Origin of the sequence: Tundrisphaera macrotermitis, assembly GCF_051175315.1 — a bacterium.
Classification (GTDB): Bacteria; Planctomycetota; Planctomycetia; order Isosphaerales; family Isosphaeraceae; genus Tundrisphaera.
This window is the reverse complement of sequence record NZ_CP195100.1, coordinates 5145878-5161818: the sequence shown is the minus strand read 5'-3', so window position 1 is coordinate 5161818 and position 15941 is coordinate 5145878. Positions and strand designations below refer to the sequence as shown.

Sequence of the window (15941 nt, the reverse complement as noted above, 5' to 3'; positions counted from 1 at the left end):
CAGATCGGCATGCACCACGGATCCCGATCATAACGACGTGCGACGCCGACGACCAACCGACTCGTGAAGAATCGTCGTCCCGTTGCAAAATCGAAACTCGCCCGCCCGGGCGGGCCTCGGGACGATGCCCCTTGACGACCCGGCCGGGACGCCCCTATGATGAAAACCATCACGCCCGATGGTCTCATTTGGATTGGCCCGGATGATTCGCATTCCCTCCGACCTTCGACTTCGGTCGTCCCTCGGCCTTGCCGGCCGGGTGGGGTCTTAGGGTTCGTCGTCCGGCCACCGTCGCGTGACCGAGTCATGAAGCCCCGAGATCCACCTGCCGGTGGGCCTCGGGGCTTTCTTCGTTGACTCTCCGTCCTTTCCGAACGATCGTGACACGCCGTTCCCAAGAGCCCCAATCATGGCCGATGTCGTCGCCGACCCGAACCGGATCCTGATCTTCGACACCACCTTGCGCGATGGCGAGCAGTCGCCGGGCGCGAGCATGAACCATCTGGAGAAGCTCGAAGTGGCCCGGGCGCTCGCGGGGCTCGGCGTGGACATCATCGAGGCCGGGTTCCCGATCGCCTCGCCCGGCGACTTCGAGGCGGTCCGCGCCATCGCCGGCGAGATCGCCGGCGCCTCGATCTGCGGCCTGGCCCGCTGCAACCCCCGCGACATCGACCGGGCCGGGGAGGCGCTGAAGTACGCCCAGAAACCCCGGATCCACCTGTTCCTGGCCACCTCGGCGATCCACCGCGAGCACAAGCTCAAGATGACCCGCGAGCAGGTCGTGGCGAAGGCGGTGGAGAGCGTCAAGCACGCCCGGAGCTATTGCGCCGACATCGAGTTCAGCCCCGAGGACGCCGCCCGGACCGAGATCGACTTCCTGTGCGAGGTCGTCGAGGCGGCTATCGCGGCCGGGGCCACCACGGTCAACATCCCCGACACCGTGGGCTATGCCACGCCGACCCAGTACGCCGGGGTGATCCGGTCGCTCCGCGAGCGGGTGCCCAACATCGATCAGGCCGTGATCAGCGTCCATTGCCACGACGACCTCGGCATGGCCGTCGCCAACAGCCTGGCCGCGTGCGAGGTCGGCGCCCGCCAGGTCGAGTGCACGATCAACGGCATCGGCGAGCGCGCCGGTAATGCCGCGCTGGAAGAGATCGTGATGGCGTTGAAGACCCGCCACGACTATTTCGGCCTGTCCACCAACATCAAGACCGACCGCCTCTACCCGGTCAGCCGGATGGTCTCGACCATCACCGGCATGGCCGTGCAAAGAAACAAGGCCATCGTCGGCCGCAACGCGTTCGCGCATGAGTCGGGCATCCACCAGGACGGGATGCTCAAGAACCGATCGACTTATGAGATCATGACCCCCGAGGAAGTTGGCGTCCCCAAGACCGACCTCGTCCTGGGCAAGCACTCGGGCCGCCACGCCCTCCGCGACCGCGTCGACACCCTGGGCTACCACCTGAACGAGGCCCAGTTGGGCGTCCTGTTCGACGACTTCAAGGCGCTGGCCGACAAGAAGAAGGAAGTCTACGACGAGGACCTGATCGTCCTGATCGAGCGGCACATCCAGGACGACGCCCCGGCGTTCTGGTCGCTGGTCAGCCTGCACACGACGGCCGGCACCAGCGTGGTGCCCACCGCCACGATCTCGATCAAGCGCCGGGACGGCGAGGTCGTCCAGGATGCGGCGATCGGCGACGGCCCGGTCGACGCGATCTTCAAGGCGGTCGAGCGCGTGACCGGGATCAAGGCCACGCTCAAGGATTACGTGGTCCGGGGCGTGACCGCCGGCAAGGATGCCCAGGGGGAGGTGACCCTGGAACTGGAGGTCGAGAGCGATGACCGGTCCTTCCGGGGCCGCGCCGCGTCGACCGACATCATCGAGGCGTCGGCCGAGGCCTACCTCAACGCCGTCAACGCCATCCTCGCCCGCCGCGAGCGGAACCAGCCCCGCGAGGTCATCGGCCGACCGGGCGCCGGGGCCTGAGCGACGCGACGCAAGGCCGGGGGGATTCGGCATCGCCGATCCCCTCCCGGCCGGTCGTCAGGAAACGCAGACGTGTGCCTGGACCGCCTCGGATCCCTTGACCGAGCGGAAGATGAGGGGAAGGGGAAGCCCCGAACCATGCCAGTCGCCTGCGGGGGTCCGGGCATAGAGATGATGACGAAAGAGGACTTCCCAGCCGAACGTGAAGACGAGCGGGCCGATGTCCTCGAAGGTCTCGTAATCGTGGGCGCATCCCTCATGGAGGCGCACGGTCAAGTCGAGCATGTGTTCCAACATCTCGATGCCGGCATGCGGCCTCGTGAATGAGACGTCGAAGAATAGCGTCGTGTATTTGAATTGCAACCGGACGACCTTCGTCACCAGATCGACTCCATCCGACTTGCCGGTCTCTTCCCGCGGCGTCTGGATGGCGAACTCGCGGATGAATCGGTCGTCGCTCGAGAACACGACGGCGGCGAGCTGAGCGTCGGGGTTGGCGGTGATTTTCCTGGTTCTCGACCGCCGCTTCCTGGCGACGAACTCGCGAAAGGGAAGGGTGTCGATGCGGGTCAGGTCGATCATCTGGGCGACGAATAGGCTGGCGTCGAATGTGGAAGTCGCCTGCCACAACTGCCCGTCCTGGTCGGCCAGTCGCAAATCGGCGGACAGGATGTCGGTCGGCAAATCTCCGTCCTCATCGGCAGTCCCCACCTTCTCGGCGTAGCGTGTTTCATTTCGGATCGTCAGAGCTGCAATGACCTTGGTATCGGAATCGACGCGGAGCCATCGCCCGTCGTCTGTCGGGTAGGCCATCCCGGCGAATCCGGAGAACGAAACGGTTTCCCAAACAGCTTTCCTGGGCTTGGCCTTGGCCATGAGACGGTTCCTGGGGGTACGACCCGTTCATCTCGGCGTGCTGTCCGATTCCCAGGGCGTTCTGAGTTCGGCCAGGTAGCGATGCCAGGCCGTTTCGAGCCCCGCGAGGTCGGGGCCGAAGGCCGAGCGGAACGCGGAGGCGTGGCGATCGGCCCCGGACCCGGGGGCGCGGAGCAGGTCCAGGTAGGCCCGGAACGCGTCGGGCCGGGTCTTGCGGAGGAAGTAGACCAGCGCCCACGACTCGGCGTACAGGTCCCGGCGATACCCCTGGCCGAGCCCGGCGTCGCGGAGCAGGGGGGCCAGCCGCGGGGCCGGTCGGATCGCCCGCCAGTCGGGCAGGCGGAGGTCGTTGACCCGGCCCACGCCCGCCCACCGTCCGCCCCGGACCACCTCGAACTGGGCGGCGAGCCCTTCGTGGAGCCAGGTCGGGAAGGCATCCGGCCTCGGCTCGATGCCGGTCGCCACGGCGAGCTGGTGGACCGTCTCGTGGGCGAGGATGCCCAGGTCGATGGCCCGCCGGTCGAGTTCGAGCAGCAGCGTCAGGCGATCGATCTCGGATGCCGGGGCCCCCTCGCGCGCCCGGTTCGCCAGCGCCCTCCGCCGCGTCTTCTGGTCCTCCCCGCCCCGGGCATCGAAGGCGAATACGGCCCGCAACGTCGGGTGGTAGAACCCCTGCGTATCGGCGAATCCGGACGCCTCCGCACGCCGGAGGAAGCCGGCGTATTCGCCGCGATCGGCGAAGCACACCGAGATCAGCCGCCGCGAGGGCGTCGCCACCGGGAGCCCCTGCGCGGCCAGGGTCAGGCAGAAGGTCATCACCACGCGTTCGGCCACGTCGAGCCGCTCGCGGGCGGTCGCGGCGTCGAGTTGGTGGAGCAGGACGACGTGTTCGCCCTCCAGGACCTCGAACCGCCCCGGACGGAGCGCCTCCCGGACCGGGCCGAGATCGGCGGGGGGGCAGGGGGCCCGCAGGGCGTCGAGCATCGCCAGGGCCCGACGCGTGGGCGGATGGCCCGCGCCGTCCGCGCGCGAGGCGTCGAGCATCGCCACCGCTTCGGGCGTCAGCCCGTTTTCCAGGGCCCACCAGGCCGCCTCGAACCGGGCCGCGGCGTCTCCTTGTAGGGCACGTTCCCGCATCGCCGGCCATTCGGCGGCCGGGTCATGCCCGGGCGTGATCGACTGGAAGTCGGATCGAGCAAACGTCTTCGGGCCGTCGGGCGTGGCCAGTTCGACCCGGTCGCCCCGGACCGTCGCCGGCAACTGCACCCGGCCGCCCTGGGCGAAGACCAGCAGGTCGGCGCGGAGCGGGCCGGGGATCATCAGGATCAACGCCATCCAGGCAATCCGTCGCATCGGGCAGCCTCCGTGCGCCTTCGGCCCGATCAGGGGCCCGGCCGGGCGGTGACACCCGACAGGAACTCCGCGATCGAGCGGCCCGGCGTCTCGTCATGGGCGAACGATCCGGCCCCGTGCGCGGGCCGATCGCCCCCATGATAGCGATGGCACTCGACGCAGTCCTGCGAAGCCCCGCCCGAAGCCGAGGTCGCCCGGGCGAACCAGCCCCCTTCGGCGGAAGATTGGTTGTGGCAGGCCCGGCAGTTGGCGATATCGGGCAACAGCACGTCGGTGTTGACGGTCGAGGCCCCGTCGACCGGCTTGCCGTCCGGGCCCACGGCATAGGCCCGGGCGTGGCAGTCGCGGCACGACACCGCGCGGTGGGCGGAATGGTCGAACCGGGCGTGCCCGAACCAGACCTTGGGGACGTTGGTCGGCTCGACCTGGGCGGGGACGACCCCGTGGTCAGTGCCGGCAACGTGGTGACACTCGCGGCAATTGGTCGTGTTCTCGAACAGGAGGCTCTCGGCGGTCGCGACCGAATCGTCAAGCCTCTGGCGGGCCCGGGTCGCCTCGGGCGTCTTGCCCGGGATGGTGGCGGTCGGCACGAAGCTGTCGAGCAGCTTGGGGTCATCGGCCAGGAACTGCGAGGCGTAGGCATTCCTGACGAAGGCCGCGACCTCCGGGGGCTGGACCCCGTGCGGGGCCATCAGGTCGGGCTGGCGGGGGTCGAAGGACAGGGCGTGGCAGGCCCGGCACGACGTCTCGTAGGCGACCGGCTCATAGTAGCCGCCCGGCTTCGACCCGCCGTCGCTCGCCTGGAGGTTGTGGCAGGACGCGCAGTCGAGCTGGACCGGGTCGGCGTCGGATTTCCCGGCGCCTCGATACCTCGGCCGTTCGGCGGCGATCGGGATCCGGGCGACGGTGTAGGGGGTGTCGCCCTCGCGACCGACGAGGCCCGGCCGCATGTGCAGGGCGTGGTTGAACTTGAGCCTGGAGCGATCCTGGGGCGGCTGCCCCTCGACGAACAGGGCGGCCTCGGGACGGAACGGGGGGTGGTCCTGGTCGAATTGGCGGACGTTGCCGAATCGCCGCTCGTGTTCGCCCTTCAGGCCGGTGTGGGCCGCGAGGTTGCCGTGGCACGACGTGCAATCGCCGTCGGCCAGCCGGACCAGCGACGCATCGCGGCCCCGGTGGTCGCGATGGCACCCGGCGCAACTCGGGACCTCCTCGGCGTTGGTGGCCTGATGATGCACCCCGACCTTATGGCACGACGAGCAGAGGCCGTCGGCCCCGGAGTGATCGGCCGTCGCGCTTTGCAACGCGGGGAGCAGGGGGCGGCCATCGATCGCGGCGAAGGGGACGTGGCAGGCGTCGCACTTATGATCCCAGGCGGCATGGACCCGGGCCACCGGCCCGCGCGACACGCGATAGCGCCCGGCATCGTTGGAGGCGGTCCCGCCGCGCGACCAGTCGAGCCCGCTGGCCCACCACGCCAGGGCCGCCACGGCGGCCACGGCCGAGAGCCGGAGCCGGGCGCGGCGGAGCGGGTCCGGATGCTTGAAGTAGTCCTTCGGCATCCGCTGCCATCGGTCCTTGCCGCTCTCACGCTCGATGGTCATGGCGGGGGATGCCTCGGCTCAGCGGTACTGGAGGGCGACCCAGATATGGACGAACATCAGGATCACCAGGGCGACCGACAGCGGCAGGTGGACGGCGAGCCAGTTGTGCAGCCAGGTATGATACCGGGCCTGGAGGTCGAGCTGGCGCCGTTGCTCGCACGAGTTCTCGAGGATGCCGACCGCCTCGTGGGCGCCCGCCGGCAGCTTGGCCCGGAGATCATCGAACACCGACCTGGCCAGCGCCGGGCGATTCAGGGGCGACCGGATCGCCTTGCCCTGGAGCAGGAACGGGCCGATGGTGTCGCGGTAGATGTCGCGGAGCGGCCCGGCGCCGGGCACGGCGGCCTGCTGGACCCTGGTGATCAGGGTCTTCCCCTGGACCTCGCCCACGGTCTGGACCGCCCCGACGGTGAGGTGCGAGATCGGGGCGCCGGCGGCGACCTCCTCGGGCGACGGCTTCTCCGGCTCCTCGCCCGGGGCCGGCCCGCAGGTCACCGCCACCAGCCTCTGGGCGTCCCGTTCCAGGGCCTTGGCCACCAGGCCGATCTGGGAGTGGATCGTCTCGGCCGGGACCCGTTCCAGCATCCGCCCCGGCAGGATCTGTTGCATCGCCAGCCCCCAGACGCCGCTGGCGATCACGACCAGGAACAGCACCATCAGCACGGTGCTCAGGCTGCCGCCCCAGCGGAATCCGCTGTGCAGCACCAGCATCGGCACGGTGAGCAGCCCCAGCCAGATGTGCGCGATCATCCAGGTCCTGGCCCGGCCGATCCGCCAGGCCCGGACCTTCTTCCGCCCCCACAGGGAGAATTCGAAGAGGATCAGGAGCCCGCCCACGATGCCCAGCGTCAGGCCCGGCAGGCTCCCGCCGCTCGGCCATCGCCGCGTGCGATAGCCTTCGAAAGCATACCAGGCCGCCGCAATCAATGACGCGGCGACCACGGAGACGATCCAGGGCCGATGCTTCAGCGAGTTCCGACCGTCGAGCAGCACGACAACACCCTTCCCGGGCCGGAGATACCGCGGCCTCGTCGATCGATCCGGCCGGTGAACATCTAACACCCCGGCCGACCCGTGTCAACGATGCCGGTGCCTCAATAAGCCGGGCTCGGGCGATCGGAGATCAGGGGGCCCGGCCGGGGGCACGGCGGGCGCGGCGTAGCATCATCCGCGAGCCCAGATCGACTGATTGCAATCCGCCGACCGCCAGGCCACCATCGAAGCCCGAAGACGTATCGCGGCCGACCGATGGATTGCCGCCGGGACGATGGCCGCCGGTTCCATGATCCTCGTCCGACCATTCATCGAAGGAGGGACGGATGGCAATCGATCCCGCGGTGGACAGAGACCGGATCAGGCATCAAAAGTTCAATCTTTGGATGGGGAGCATCGCGGCCGTTGCCGGCATTGCATCGCTCGCGATCGGCGTTTATTTCCAGTCCAGTGCTTCCCCGACGAACTTTCAAAAGTCGTTAGGGCAGGGCATCGTGGGGGCATGGGCGATCCTGCCGCCCATCTTCTTCTGGTACGACTGGTGCTACCTGTCCTACGGCGACAAGGACGACCGGGAGTTCCAGAAGGAGACGCACAACCTCGCCCGGAACATCTGGCTGGCGTTGATCGTCGTGCTGGGCGTGATGTTCGACATCAAACTCCAATGACGGGGCCGCCCCGTCTCCGCGTCAGATCTCCGCCAGGACTCCGGATTCCTCCTGGGCTTCTTCGGCGAGTGGTCCATCGTCTCCCATCGATTCGACGATTCGCGAGGTATCCCACAATCGCACCATGCCGTCATCGTGGCCCGTCACCAGGCGGTCGCAGTTCATCGCCAGGCTCAGTTCCGTGAAGACGGCGGCATTGACCTGTTGTTTCGTCAGCCTTCGACGCGAGGCGACATGGTATGAGGACAGGGAGCCGTCCTCCGCGGTCGACACGAAGAGCGTCCCTTGCCTGGAAAAGCCCATCGCCCGGATCCGCACCAGGCGTTCCCCGATCGTCCCGACGGGCCTCCCATCGGCGACCGTCCAGAGACGGACGCATCCCTCCAGGGAACTGGCCGAAGCCAGGCGCGATCCGTCGGGCGAGAATGCCAGGCACATGACCAATGAAGGCTGCCCCTGGACTCGCCAGCATTCGAGCCCTCCGGCGACCGCATGCAGGGCCACCGAGCCGTCCCGGCCCGCCAGGGCCATCACGCGACCATCGGGCGAGAACTCGCAGGCTTTAACCCCCTCGCGAGGGCCCCGGATCCGACCGTTCAGGAGGCCCGAGCGGAGATCCCACATCTCGACGACGCCTCGCGGCCCGTCCACCGTGGCCAGGAGCTTGCCATCGGGGGAGAACTTCACCCGAGGGGACTCAACCTCCCCGGCGTCGATCTCCAGGGCCACCTCGCCCCGATCGATCGACCAGATCAGGACGCGTGGCCCCTGGCCAGAGATCGCGAGCATCCGCCCGTCGGGCGAGAGGTCGATGATGGCCCGACCTCGTTGCTTCGGCGGCGGCGGAAGCTCGGCGGGACCTTCGCACCGGAAGAGCCTGATGCAGCCGTCGTAGTTGGCCAGGACGATCAGCCGGCCATCGCCCGAGATGGCGACGGCGGCGACATTGGTCAGCGAGCGGATTCCGGCGAGCAGCTCATATTGCCGATTTCGGCCTCGTGTGGCGTGCTGGTACTGTTCATAACTTAGGTGGAGCACGAGGGCGACCATGACTCCCGCAGCGACTTGAAAGGACAGCTTCTGGACGATTCTCCGGCCCGTGGGCTCGCAATCGGCATGTCGCATCGGAGGGGGGGACCTTTCCGTGGCGGGTAACATTCATGCTTGCGACCATAGCCTCCGTGACAAGTCGGCTCGATTCGGATCAACCTAACTCCTCATCCGATGATTTCAGGAAAATTCCTTGATGCGAGGGCCCATAGGCGGAATCATGCGGGAGAACCTACGTCCGATAATGGGAGTTATGTCATTCTTTGTGCGGCAAGGCTCGGATTCGGGTGGTTCGGGCGGTGGGATGCGGAGCGAACATGGACGATGAGACGACGATCGGCGCGTTGAAGGCCCTGGTCCTGCGGTTCGCCCGGGAACGCGACTGGGAGCAGTTCCACTCGCCCAAGGATCTCGGGCTGGCCCTGGCCAGCGAGGTCGGCGAGTTGCTCGACCATTTCCGGTATCGGCCCGACGCCGCGATCCGGGCGGACCTCGCCGACCCGGACGCCCGGCGCGAAGTCGCCCACGAGATGGCCGACTGCCTGTGGGTCCTCCTGAGGCTGGCCGACGTCTGCGGGGTCGACCTGGCGTCGGCGATAATCGAGAAGGTGGACCTAGCGGCGATCAAGTACCCGATCGAACGCTCGCGGGGCCGGGCCGACAAGTACACCGCCTATCGGGACGGCCCGGAGCCCGATCGCCGGGACTGAGTTGGGCTCGGCTTTCGCCCGGGGCGGATCGCGATACAATCGGGGGCATGAATGTCATCGTCGTCGCTTGCAATGGGCTCCATCTCGGCTTCCTCGGGGCCTACGGCAACAGCTGGATCGAGACGCCGCATCTCGACCGGCTCGCCGCCGAGGGGGTCGTCTTCGATCATCACTTCCCCGAGAACCTGACCACGCTGCCGACACGTCGCAGCTGGTGGACCGGGCGCTACGGATTTCCCGACCCCGATTCGGGATGGACGGCGCTGCGGCACGACGAGGCGATCTTGCCCGATCTCCTCTGGAACCAAGGGGTTCGGTCGGCCCTGATCTCCGACGTCCCGCTCCTCCGCGAGGCCGGGCAGGGGTTCGGCCGGGGCTGGGACGAGGTCCGGTGGATCCGGGGGCTGGGGTATGATCCCCTGGTCCCCCCCGGCGATCCGAGGGCGGGACGGATCCGCGTGGCCGACGAGCCGGGGCTCCGCCTGCCGCCCAAGGACGATCCCGACTACGGGTTATGGAAAGAGCGGTGGGAGCAGTTCCTCCGCAATCGGGCGGTGCTGACCCGCGACGACCCGGAGAACGCCGGGGCGGCGCGGGCCGTCCGCGAGGCCGTCGCCTGGCTGGACGGACGCGGCGACGACCCGGCCCCGTTCCTGCTCTGGCTCGACCTGTTCAGCCCCCACGGTCCGTGGGACGCCCCGCCCGCCTACCGCGACCTGTACGCCGCCAACGAGCCCGACGAGTTCGAGGCCGGCGAGGAGGGGGATCTCGTCGAGGAGGACGACGACCTGACCCTGGAGGACGTCCGCGTCCTGATCGACGTCCCCGCCGGCGCCGTGGGGGACGTGATCGATGAGGAGGAACTGCTCCGGCTCCGGCGGACCTACGCCGGCGCGGTCACGTTCCTGGACAAGCAGCTCGGCGTCCTGTTTGAGGCCCTGAAGGCCCGGGGCCGGTTCGACGACACGCTGATCGTGTTCACGTCCGACCAGGGGGAGCCGCTCGGGGAGCACGGCTACGTCCGGCGGTTCCGCCCCTGGCTCTACGAGGAGCTGATCCACACCCCCCTGATCGTGCGGATGCCCGGCGGGGAGTTCGGCGGGTCGCGCCAGCCCGCTCTGGTGCAGACGGTCGACCTGCTGCCGACGGTCCTCTCGGCCCTGGGGCTGCCCCCGGACGAGAAGGCCCACGGCCGCGACCTGCTGCCCTTGATCCGGGGCGAGGTCGCCCGGGTCCGGGATTACGCCTGCCTGGGGATGGACGTGGAGGAGTTCGCGATCCGCACCCCGCACTGGCACCTGATCGTGCCGATCGAGGTCGATCCCGACGATCCCCCCCGCCCCCCCGAGCTTTATCGCAAGCCCGAGGACCGCTGGGATCAGAACGACGTCTCAGCCGAAAATCCCGAGGTCGCCGAGCACCTGGAATTGACGCTCCGGCGGTTCGCCGATGCGGTCGGCCGCGACGCCATCGACGAGGTCCCGCCGCTCCGCGACATCGCCCGATCCGAGGGCTGAGGCAAGAGCCGGGGCGGGCGGCGCGGGAGGGGCCTCCCACGCCGCCCGGTCGGGAGGCTCAGGGCTGGGGTGAGGCGAACTCGCCCAGCCCGAAGACCCGGCGGCCGAACCGCTGGAGCGACGGCCGCCAGTGCGGGTCGTGGCCGCAGTGCGGGCAAGGGCCGTTGACCTGGGCCACCGCCGGATCGACCGGGGCCACCGTCGCCGCCGTCTCCACGACCGTCCCATCCCCCTGCACCGGCGGGGCGTCGCTCCGATAGTACGACGAGGGCAGGGTCGGGTCGGGCAACCCCAGAGCCCGGGAGGCCTCCGCCTGGACCTTCGCGGCGCGGACGTGTCGATCCTGGACCCGGGCCTTCGCGGCGACGACCGTCGCGGCCCGCTCCCCCTGCCCTGCGGGCTTCCCGGTCCCCGCGGACTTGCCGCGGTCCGCCACCGGGATCGTCTTGGACGGGATCACCGGCGCGGCCGCTGCCGGCAAGGCCACCGGGGGCGGGGCGAGCTTCCTGGGCCCGGCCGAGGGGGAAGCCCCGGACGTGACCGGCCGAGGACGGATCGACGGCAGGCGAGGCCGTTCCCGGGGATCGGGGGCCGGCGCGGCGGCCTCGGAGGCCGGGGCGGCGGCCGTCGGGCGAGGATCCGGGGCCGAGGGCCGGGCCGCCTCGGCGGGCGCAGGCTCCGGGGCGGGGGCCGGCGCGGGGTCGGGGGTCGCGGCCGGTTCCGGGGCGGGCGTCGCCGCCGGTTCGGGACGCTTCGGTTCCGGGATCGCGGGTTCCGGGACGACGGGCGGCGTCTCGACCTTCGGCTCGGGCAAGGTCGGCTCGGGCAGGGTCGGTTCCGGGAGGCTCGGCTCGGGCAGGGTCGGCTCGGGCATCGGCGCCGCCTGGGCCGGGGCCGGGGCCTGGGCGGACGGTTCCTCCGGAGGGGCGGCCGGCTGGGGTTGGTCGGCCGGGGCCTGGGCCGGATCGGGGGACGCCTCGCGGGCGGCCGTCGAGAACGATTCCGGGTTGGCCGGTTCGAGCGGCGTGAGCGCCTCGGTGGCCGGCGAGTCGGCGGGCGGGCTCCCTCCCTCGGCCTCGTCCGAGGCTTCGGTTTCGGCCCGGGCGGTGGTGACCTCCCCGTCTCGGGGATGATCCTTCGGGAGCGTCAGCGCCACCGGGAGGATGGAGACCTCGCCCGGCTCAAGCTTGCGATTGCCGCCGGTCCGCGGGGCCGTCGAATACGTGAGGCTGGTCGGCGTCCCCTGCCCCATCCCCCGGAGCCGTCGGCCGAGCCAAGAGCCTTTGGGGACGGTCTTGGCGACCTGGGGGGCCTCGGCCGCGTCCTTCGGGGCCTCCTTCTTCTGGAGGCCCGGGAAGAACCGGGAAAGCCCATCGGGGCGGGCGAAGACCCCGGCATGATCCGCGGAGGCGGCCGCGTCGGGCCGGGTCGTCGTGACCAGATGTTGCGGCGGCGCATCGATTTCCGGCCGGGGCCGCGATCGGATCGAGGCGAGGCCGTTGCCGCTCCGGGTCGCGGTGGCGCATCCGCTGGTCGTGCCCGCCACGAGGGCGAGCAGGGCCAGAACCTTGAATCGTCTCATGGCGAATCCTTCCGCCTATGCGCCCGACACGGAGTGGACCCGGTCCTCCCGGTCCTCGATCGGCGCGGTCCTTGAAGAATGGGATCGACGACGGGTCGCCCGCCGTGCGCCGATTCCGAGGGTTTTGACAGGGGGCCGGGCCCACGACCGATTCGTTCGGAAAAGTCGGGCCATCTCCCCACCCTCGGGCGGCGACCGACGTAGGAAGGGTAGGTTGGTCCGGGATGGCGGCGGATGGGGCGAGAAGCGATCGGCCCCCGGATCGCCCGGCCCCGGACCGACGGAGATTGGATTGATGCCGACGCCACCGCACACGGATGCCGACCCCACCCGCCGGATGCCCTTCCTCGATGGGATCCCCGACGACCTCCGGGCGATCCTGGCCCGATTCATCGAGGAGGAGCGGGTCCCGGCCGGGACGGAATTGATGCCCCAGGGGCAGCCCAACGACCGGCTCTGGTTCGTCGTGGAAGGGACGGTCGCCATCGAAAGGGCCGCGCCGGGGGGCCGGGCCGAGACCCTGGCCTCGCTGCCCGCCCCCTCGGTCTTCGGGACGACCACCTTCTACCGGCCGGAGATGCCGGCCAGCGCCACGATCCGGGCCGAGACCGACCTCCACCTCTGGACCCTCGACCACGCCGCCCAGGACCGCCTGCGGGACGACGAGCCGAAGGCCGCCGAGGCGCTGGCCACCGCCATCATCCGGATCCTGTCGGAGCGGTTCGACCTGCTCGACCGCCGCCTGGCCGGGCTGATGGCCGGCCCGGATCCGGCGCGAAACCGTCCCCGCCCGGCCAGCGAGCTGGCCGCATTCCGCAGCCGTTTATTCGAAGAACCGGGCCTCTGATCGGGCCGGGCGATGGATCTGCGCGTTGACGGGGCGACCTCGGGACTTCACAATAGGAAGTCGCCTGATCCGATGGTTCGCCGCGTCAACGCCGGAGCGACCATCGTCGCATCGGTGGTTTGAAATCGCCCGCCCCACGCCCGCTCCCGGCACCCCTGGGGCGTCTTGCCGTCCCGGCCCCCTCGCCGGTTGCGGATCGTCGGAGTCCTTTGTCCATGGCTCAATCTCACGACTCCACCCATTGTACCCACTGGCAGCCCGCCTTCGAGGGCCTGCTCAGGACCGTCCGCGACAGCGGGACGCACGGGCACCTGACCGATATCCGCGAAGCCCTCCGGGTCAAGATCAGCGCCACCCGGCCGCTGGTCATGCTCTGCCCCCACGCCGACGACGGGGCGATCACCGCCGCCTGCCTGCTCCACGAATATGCGGTCCGCCGCGGCCTGCCCGTGATCGAGGTCCTGGTCTTCGCCGGCGAGCGGAACGTCGCCGCCCCCTGGCTCAACGACCAGAAGAAGGTCTCGGTCCGCGAGTCCGAGTTCCGCCTGGAATGCAACGTCCTTGGGGCCGAGGCCGTCTGCTGGAACCTGGACGCCTATCGCACCCCCGGCTACCACCCCAGCGCCAAGGACATCGACAAGATCGTCGGCTGGTTCGCCGAGAAGAAGCCGGGCGCCGTCATCATCCCCCCGGCCACCGATGCCCACCTGGCCCACCGCATGACCCGCGCCCTGGCCGCCGTCGGGCTGCTCGGCGCCGGGCTCGCCGATACCCTGGTGCTGACCGGCTGGACCCCCTGGGGCCCCCTGCCCCGGCCCAACGCCTACTTCACCTACGACGGCGAGGCCGAGCGTACCAAGGAATGGGCCATCCACTGCCACGCCTCGCAGGTCCTGCTCACCGACTACACCGAGTTCTGCTCCCACCTGGGGCGAGCCTATGCCGCCCTGACCCGCGAATGGTCCGAAGGCCACAGCCTCTCCGGCCGCGCCGCCCGGATCGATGACCGGTTCGTCGGCGTGGAGCTGTTCCAGATCGAGAGCCCCGACCCGGCCCGGATCGACGTCAACCCCAACGATCCGATCCAGATCGCCCTGGGGATGCTCCACGATCCCGCGTGCGCCGCGGCCAATGCGTCGACCGCCTCGACCGCCGCCGGCGTCTGATATCCCCATCTCGATCCACCCCGGCCCTCTCGGTTTGCCCGCACATGCCCGATTCCCAGTCGCCCCGCCTCCTCGAATTCTCGGGGGCCTCCGTCCAGGTCTTCGCCGAGCCCGAAGCCGCCTGCCAGGCCGCCGCCCGCCAGATCGCCCGCGCGATCACCGATGCGGTCGCGGCCCGGGGGCGGGCCGTTCTCGGCCTGGCCACCGGCTCCACGCCGATCCCGGTCTATCGACACCTGGTCGCCGCGAATCGCTCGGGCGAAGTGTCGTTCCGCGACGTGGCGACCTACAACCTCGACGAGTATTACCCGATCAGCCCGGCCGACCCGAACAGCTACCGGGCGTTCATGCACCGGCACCTGCTCGGCCACGTCGACATCGCCGCCAATCGCGCCCACCTGCTCGACGGCTCGGTCCCCGAGGCGTTCGCTTCGGATCACGCGGCCGACTTCGACCGCTGGATGGCCGCCGAGGGGGGCCTCGACCTCCAACTCCTGGGCATCGGCCGCAACGGCCACATCGGCTTCAACGAGCCGTCGGACCTGGCCACCCCGGAGGCCCTGGCCCTGCCGACCCGGATGGTCAAGCTCCATCCGACCACGATCGCCGACGCCGCCAAGGATTTCGGCGGCGAGGCCCTGGTCCCGCGCCAGGCCCTGACCGTCGGGACGGCCCCGATCCTGGCCGCCCGCTCGATCCTGGTCCTCGCCTTCGGCCCCAACAAGGCCGATGCCGTGTCCCGCTCCCTGCTCGGCCCGATCACGGCCGAGGTCCCCGGGTCGCTGCTCCGCACGGCGGGATCCAGGGTCCACTGGTTCATCGACCAGGAAGCCGCCCAGGGCCTGTCCTGAGCGACGAAGGGGTTCGCCGCGAGGACGCGGCGAACCCTTCTTATTCCTGACCCATCAGAGCCCGGCCGTGGCCGTGACCGGGTCCACCTGCCAGTCGAACGTCACCTGGAACGGCGCCCACCACGGGGCGACGCCGGTGGCGGGGTCGCTGTGGCGTCCGAGCCCGTTGGCCGACGGCGGCTCGATGTCGTACACCAGCTTGTACTGGCCCGGCCTGGGCATGGCGATGTTGGCCCCGTAGTGGAGCCCGTCCCAGGCGACCATCGGCAGCAGTTCGCCGGTCACCGTGGGCGTGTCCCCCTTGGCGGGGATCAGCGAGTAGCGGACCTTCAGGTAGGGGACGAACTCGTCCTTGGCGAACCCGTTGGGGTTGTCCTCGGTGGCGCGGATGTCGGCCTCCAGGTGGATCAGGCCGGGCCCCCCGGACGATGACATCCCCTCCATGGCCACGGCATCGAGCCACACGGCGACGACCTGGATGTGATTCTTGATCACCTCGTCGCCGATCGGATATTCGCGGGCCCCCTTGCTGACCGCCGTCCCCTGGGCGGGTTCGGCGACCGCCCCGGGCGAAGCGGCGGGCTTGTCGGTCCCGGGCCCGGGCCGGGGACCGGACTGGAAGTTCGCGATCAGGATGGCCACGATCCCCAGGATCATCGTCCCGGCGATCAGAGGGCCTTTCCACGACTGGGCCACGTTGTAGCTCCCTGAAAGAGGTCGGGACGCGA

At 69.8% G+C, this 15941-nt stretch carries 14 protein-coding genes; 7 read left to right on the top strand and 7 right to left on the bottom strand.

Going from position 1 to position 15941, the window contains the following annotated elements:
• Nucleotides 1-409 precede the first annotated feature (409 nt).
• On the top strand, nt 410-1996 hold the full coding sequence (locus TA3x_RS20950) for a 2-isopropylmalate synthase (protein ID WP_435016617.1): 1587 nt from the start codon (nt 410-412) through the stop codon (nt 1994-1996).
• A 57-nt stretch (nt 1997-2053) separates the two neighbouring features.
• Here TA3x_RS20950 and TA3x_RS20945 read toward each other — a convergent pair whose 3' ends face one another.
• The 4 genes from TA3x_RS20945 to TA3x_RS20930 are packed head-to-tail and all read right to left on the bottom strand — an operon-like array spanning nt 2054 to nt 6822.
• Complete coding sequence (locus TA3x_RS20945) at nt 2054-2872, bottom strand: hypothetical protein (protein ID WP_435016616.1); 819 nt, start codon at nt 2870-2872, stop codon at nt 2054-2056.
• Between the two features lie 27 nt (nt 2873-2899).
• Nucleotides 2900-4225 (bottom strand): DUF1570 domain-containing protein, encoded by a 1326-nt coding sequence (locus TA3x_RS20940; RefSeq protein ID WP_435016615.1) that lies wholly within the window; start codon nt 4223-4225, stop codon nt 2900-2902.
• A 29-nt stretch (nt 4226-4254) separates the two neighbouring features.
• Complete coding sequence (locus TA3x_RS20935) at nt 4255-5829, bottom strand: cytochrome c3 family protein (protein ID WP_435016614.1); 1575 nt, start codon at nt 5827-5829, stop codon at nt 4255-4257.
• An 18-nt stretch (nt 5830-5847) separates the two neighbouring features.
• The gene (locus TA3x_RS20930; protein ID WP_435016613.1) at nt 5848-6822 is read right to left on the bottom strand and encodes a hypothetical protein; all 975 of its coding nucleotides are present in this window, start codon (nt 6820-6822) and stop codon (nt 5848-5850) included.
• A gap of 326 nt (nt 6823-7148) precedes the next feature.
• On the opposite strand from TA3x_RS20930, the gene TA3x_RS20925 reads away from it, so the two are divergent.
• Nucleotides 7149-7490 (top strand): hypothetical protein, encoded by a 342-nt coding sequence (locus tag TA3x_RS20925; protein ID WP_435016612.1) that lies wholly within the window; start codon nt 7149-7151, stop codon nt 7488-7490.
• A gap of 21 nt (nt 7491-7511) precedes the next feature.
• On the opposite strand, the gene TA3x_RS20920 is transcribed toward TA3x_RS20925, so the two are convergent.
• Entirely contained in the window at nt 7512-8540 is a 1029-nt protein-coding gene (locus TA3x_RS20920) for a WD40 repeat domain-containing protein (protein WP_435016611.1), read from the bottom strand.
• Between the two features lie 317 nt (nt 8541-8857).
• Between TA3x_RS20920 and TA3x_RS20915 the strand changes: the two genes are divergently transcribed.
• On the top strand, nt 8858-9250 hold the full coding sequence (locus TA3x_RS20915) for a nucleotide pyrophosphohydrolase (protein WP_435016610.1): 393 nt from the start codon (nt 8858-8860) through the stop codon (nt 9248-9250).
• Nucleotides 9251-9297: 47 nt separating this feature from the next.
• Entirely contained in the window at nt 9298-10767 is a 1470-nt protein-coding gene (locus TA3x_RS20910; protein WP_435016609.1) for a sulfatase family protein, read from the top strand.
• A gap of 58 nt (nt 10768-10825) precedes the next feature.
• Here TA3x_RS20910 and TA3x_RS20905 read toward each other — a convergent pair whose 3' ends face one another.
• On the bottom strand, nt 10826-12349 hold the full coding sequence (locus TA3x_RS20905) for a hypothetical protein (protein ID WP_435016608.1): 1524 nt from the start codon (nt 12347-12349) through the stop codon (nt 10826-10828).
• Nucleotides 12350-12644: 295 nt separating this feature from the next.
• Here TA3x_RS20905 and TA3x_RS20900 point away from each other — a divergent pair, with 295 nt between their 5' ends.
• From TA3x_RS20900 to TA3x_RS20890, 3 genes are all read left to right on the top strand, one after another.
• A complete protein-coding gene (locus tag TA3x_RS20900) occupies nt 12645-13196 on the top strand; it encodes a Crp/Fnr family transcriptional regulator (protein WP_435016607.1) in 552 nt (183 codons plus the stop codon).
• 215 nt (nt 13197-13411) lie between these two features.
• Nucleotides 13412-14362, top strand: coding sequence for a PIG-L deacetylase family protein (locus TA3x_RS20895; RefSeq protein ID WP_435016606.1), 951 nt, complete (start codon nt 13412-13414; stop codon nt 14360-14362).
• Between the two features lie 44 nt (nt 14363-14406).
• Entirely contained in the window at nt 14407-15213 is an 807-nt protein-coding gene (locus TA3x_RS20890) for a glucosamine-6-phosphate deaminase (protein WP_435016605.1), read from the top strand.
• Nucleotides 15214-15267: 54 nt separating this feature from the next.
• On the opposite strand, the gene TA3x_RS20885 is transcribed toward TA3x_RS20890, so the two are convergent.
• Entirely contained in the window at nt 15268-15909 is a 642-nt protein-coding gene (locus tag TA3x_RS20885) for an iron transporter (RefSeq protein ID WP_435016604.1), read from the bottom strand.
• Nucleotides 15910-15941 lie beyond the last annotated feature (32 nt).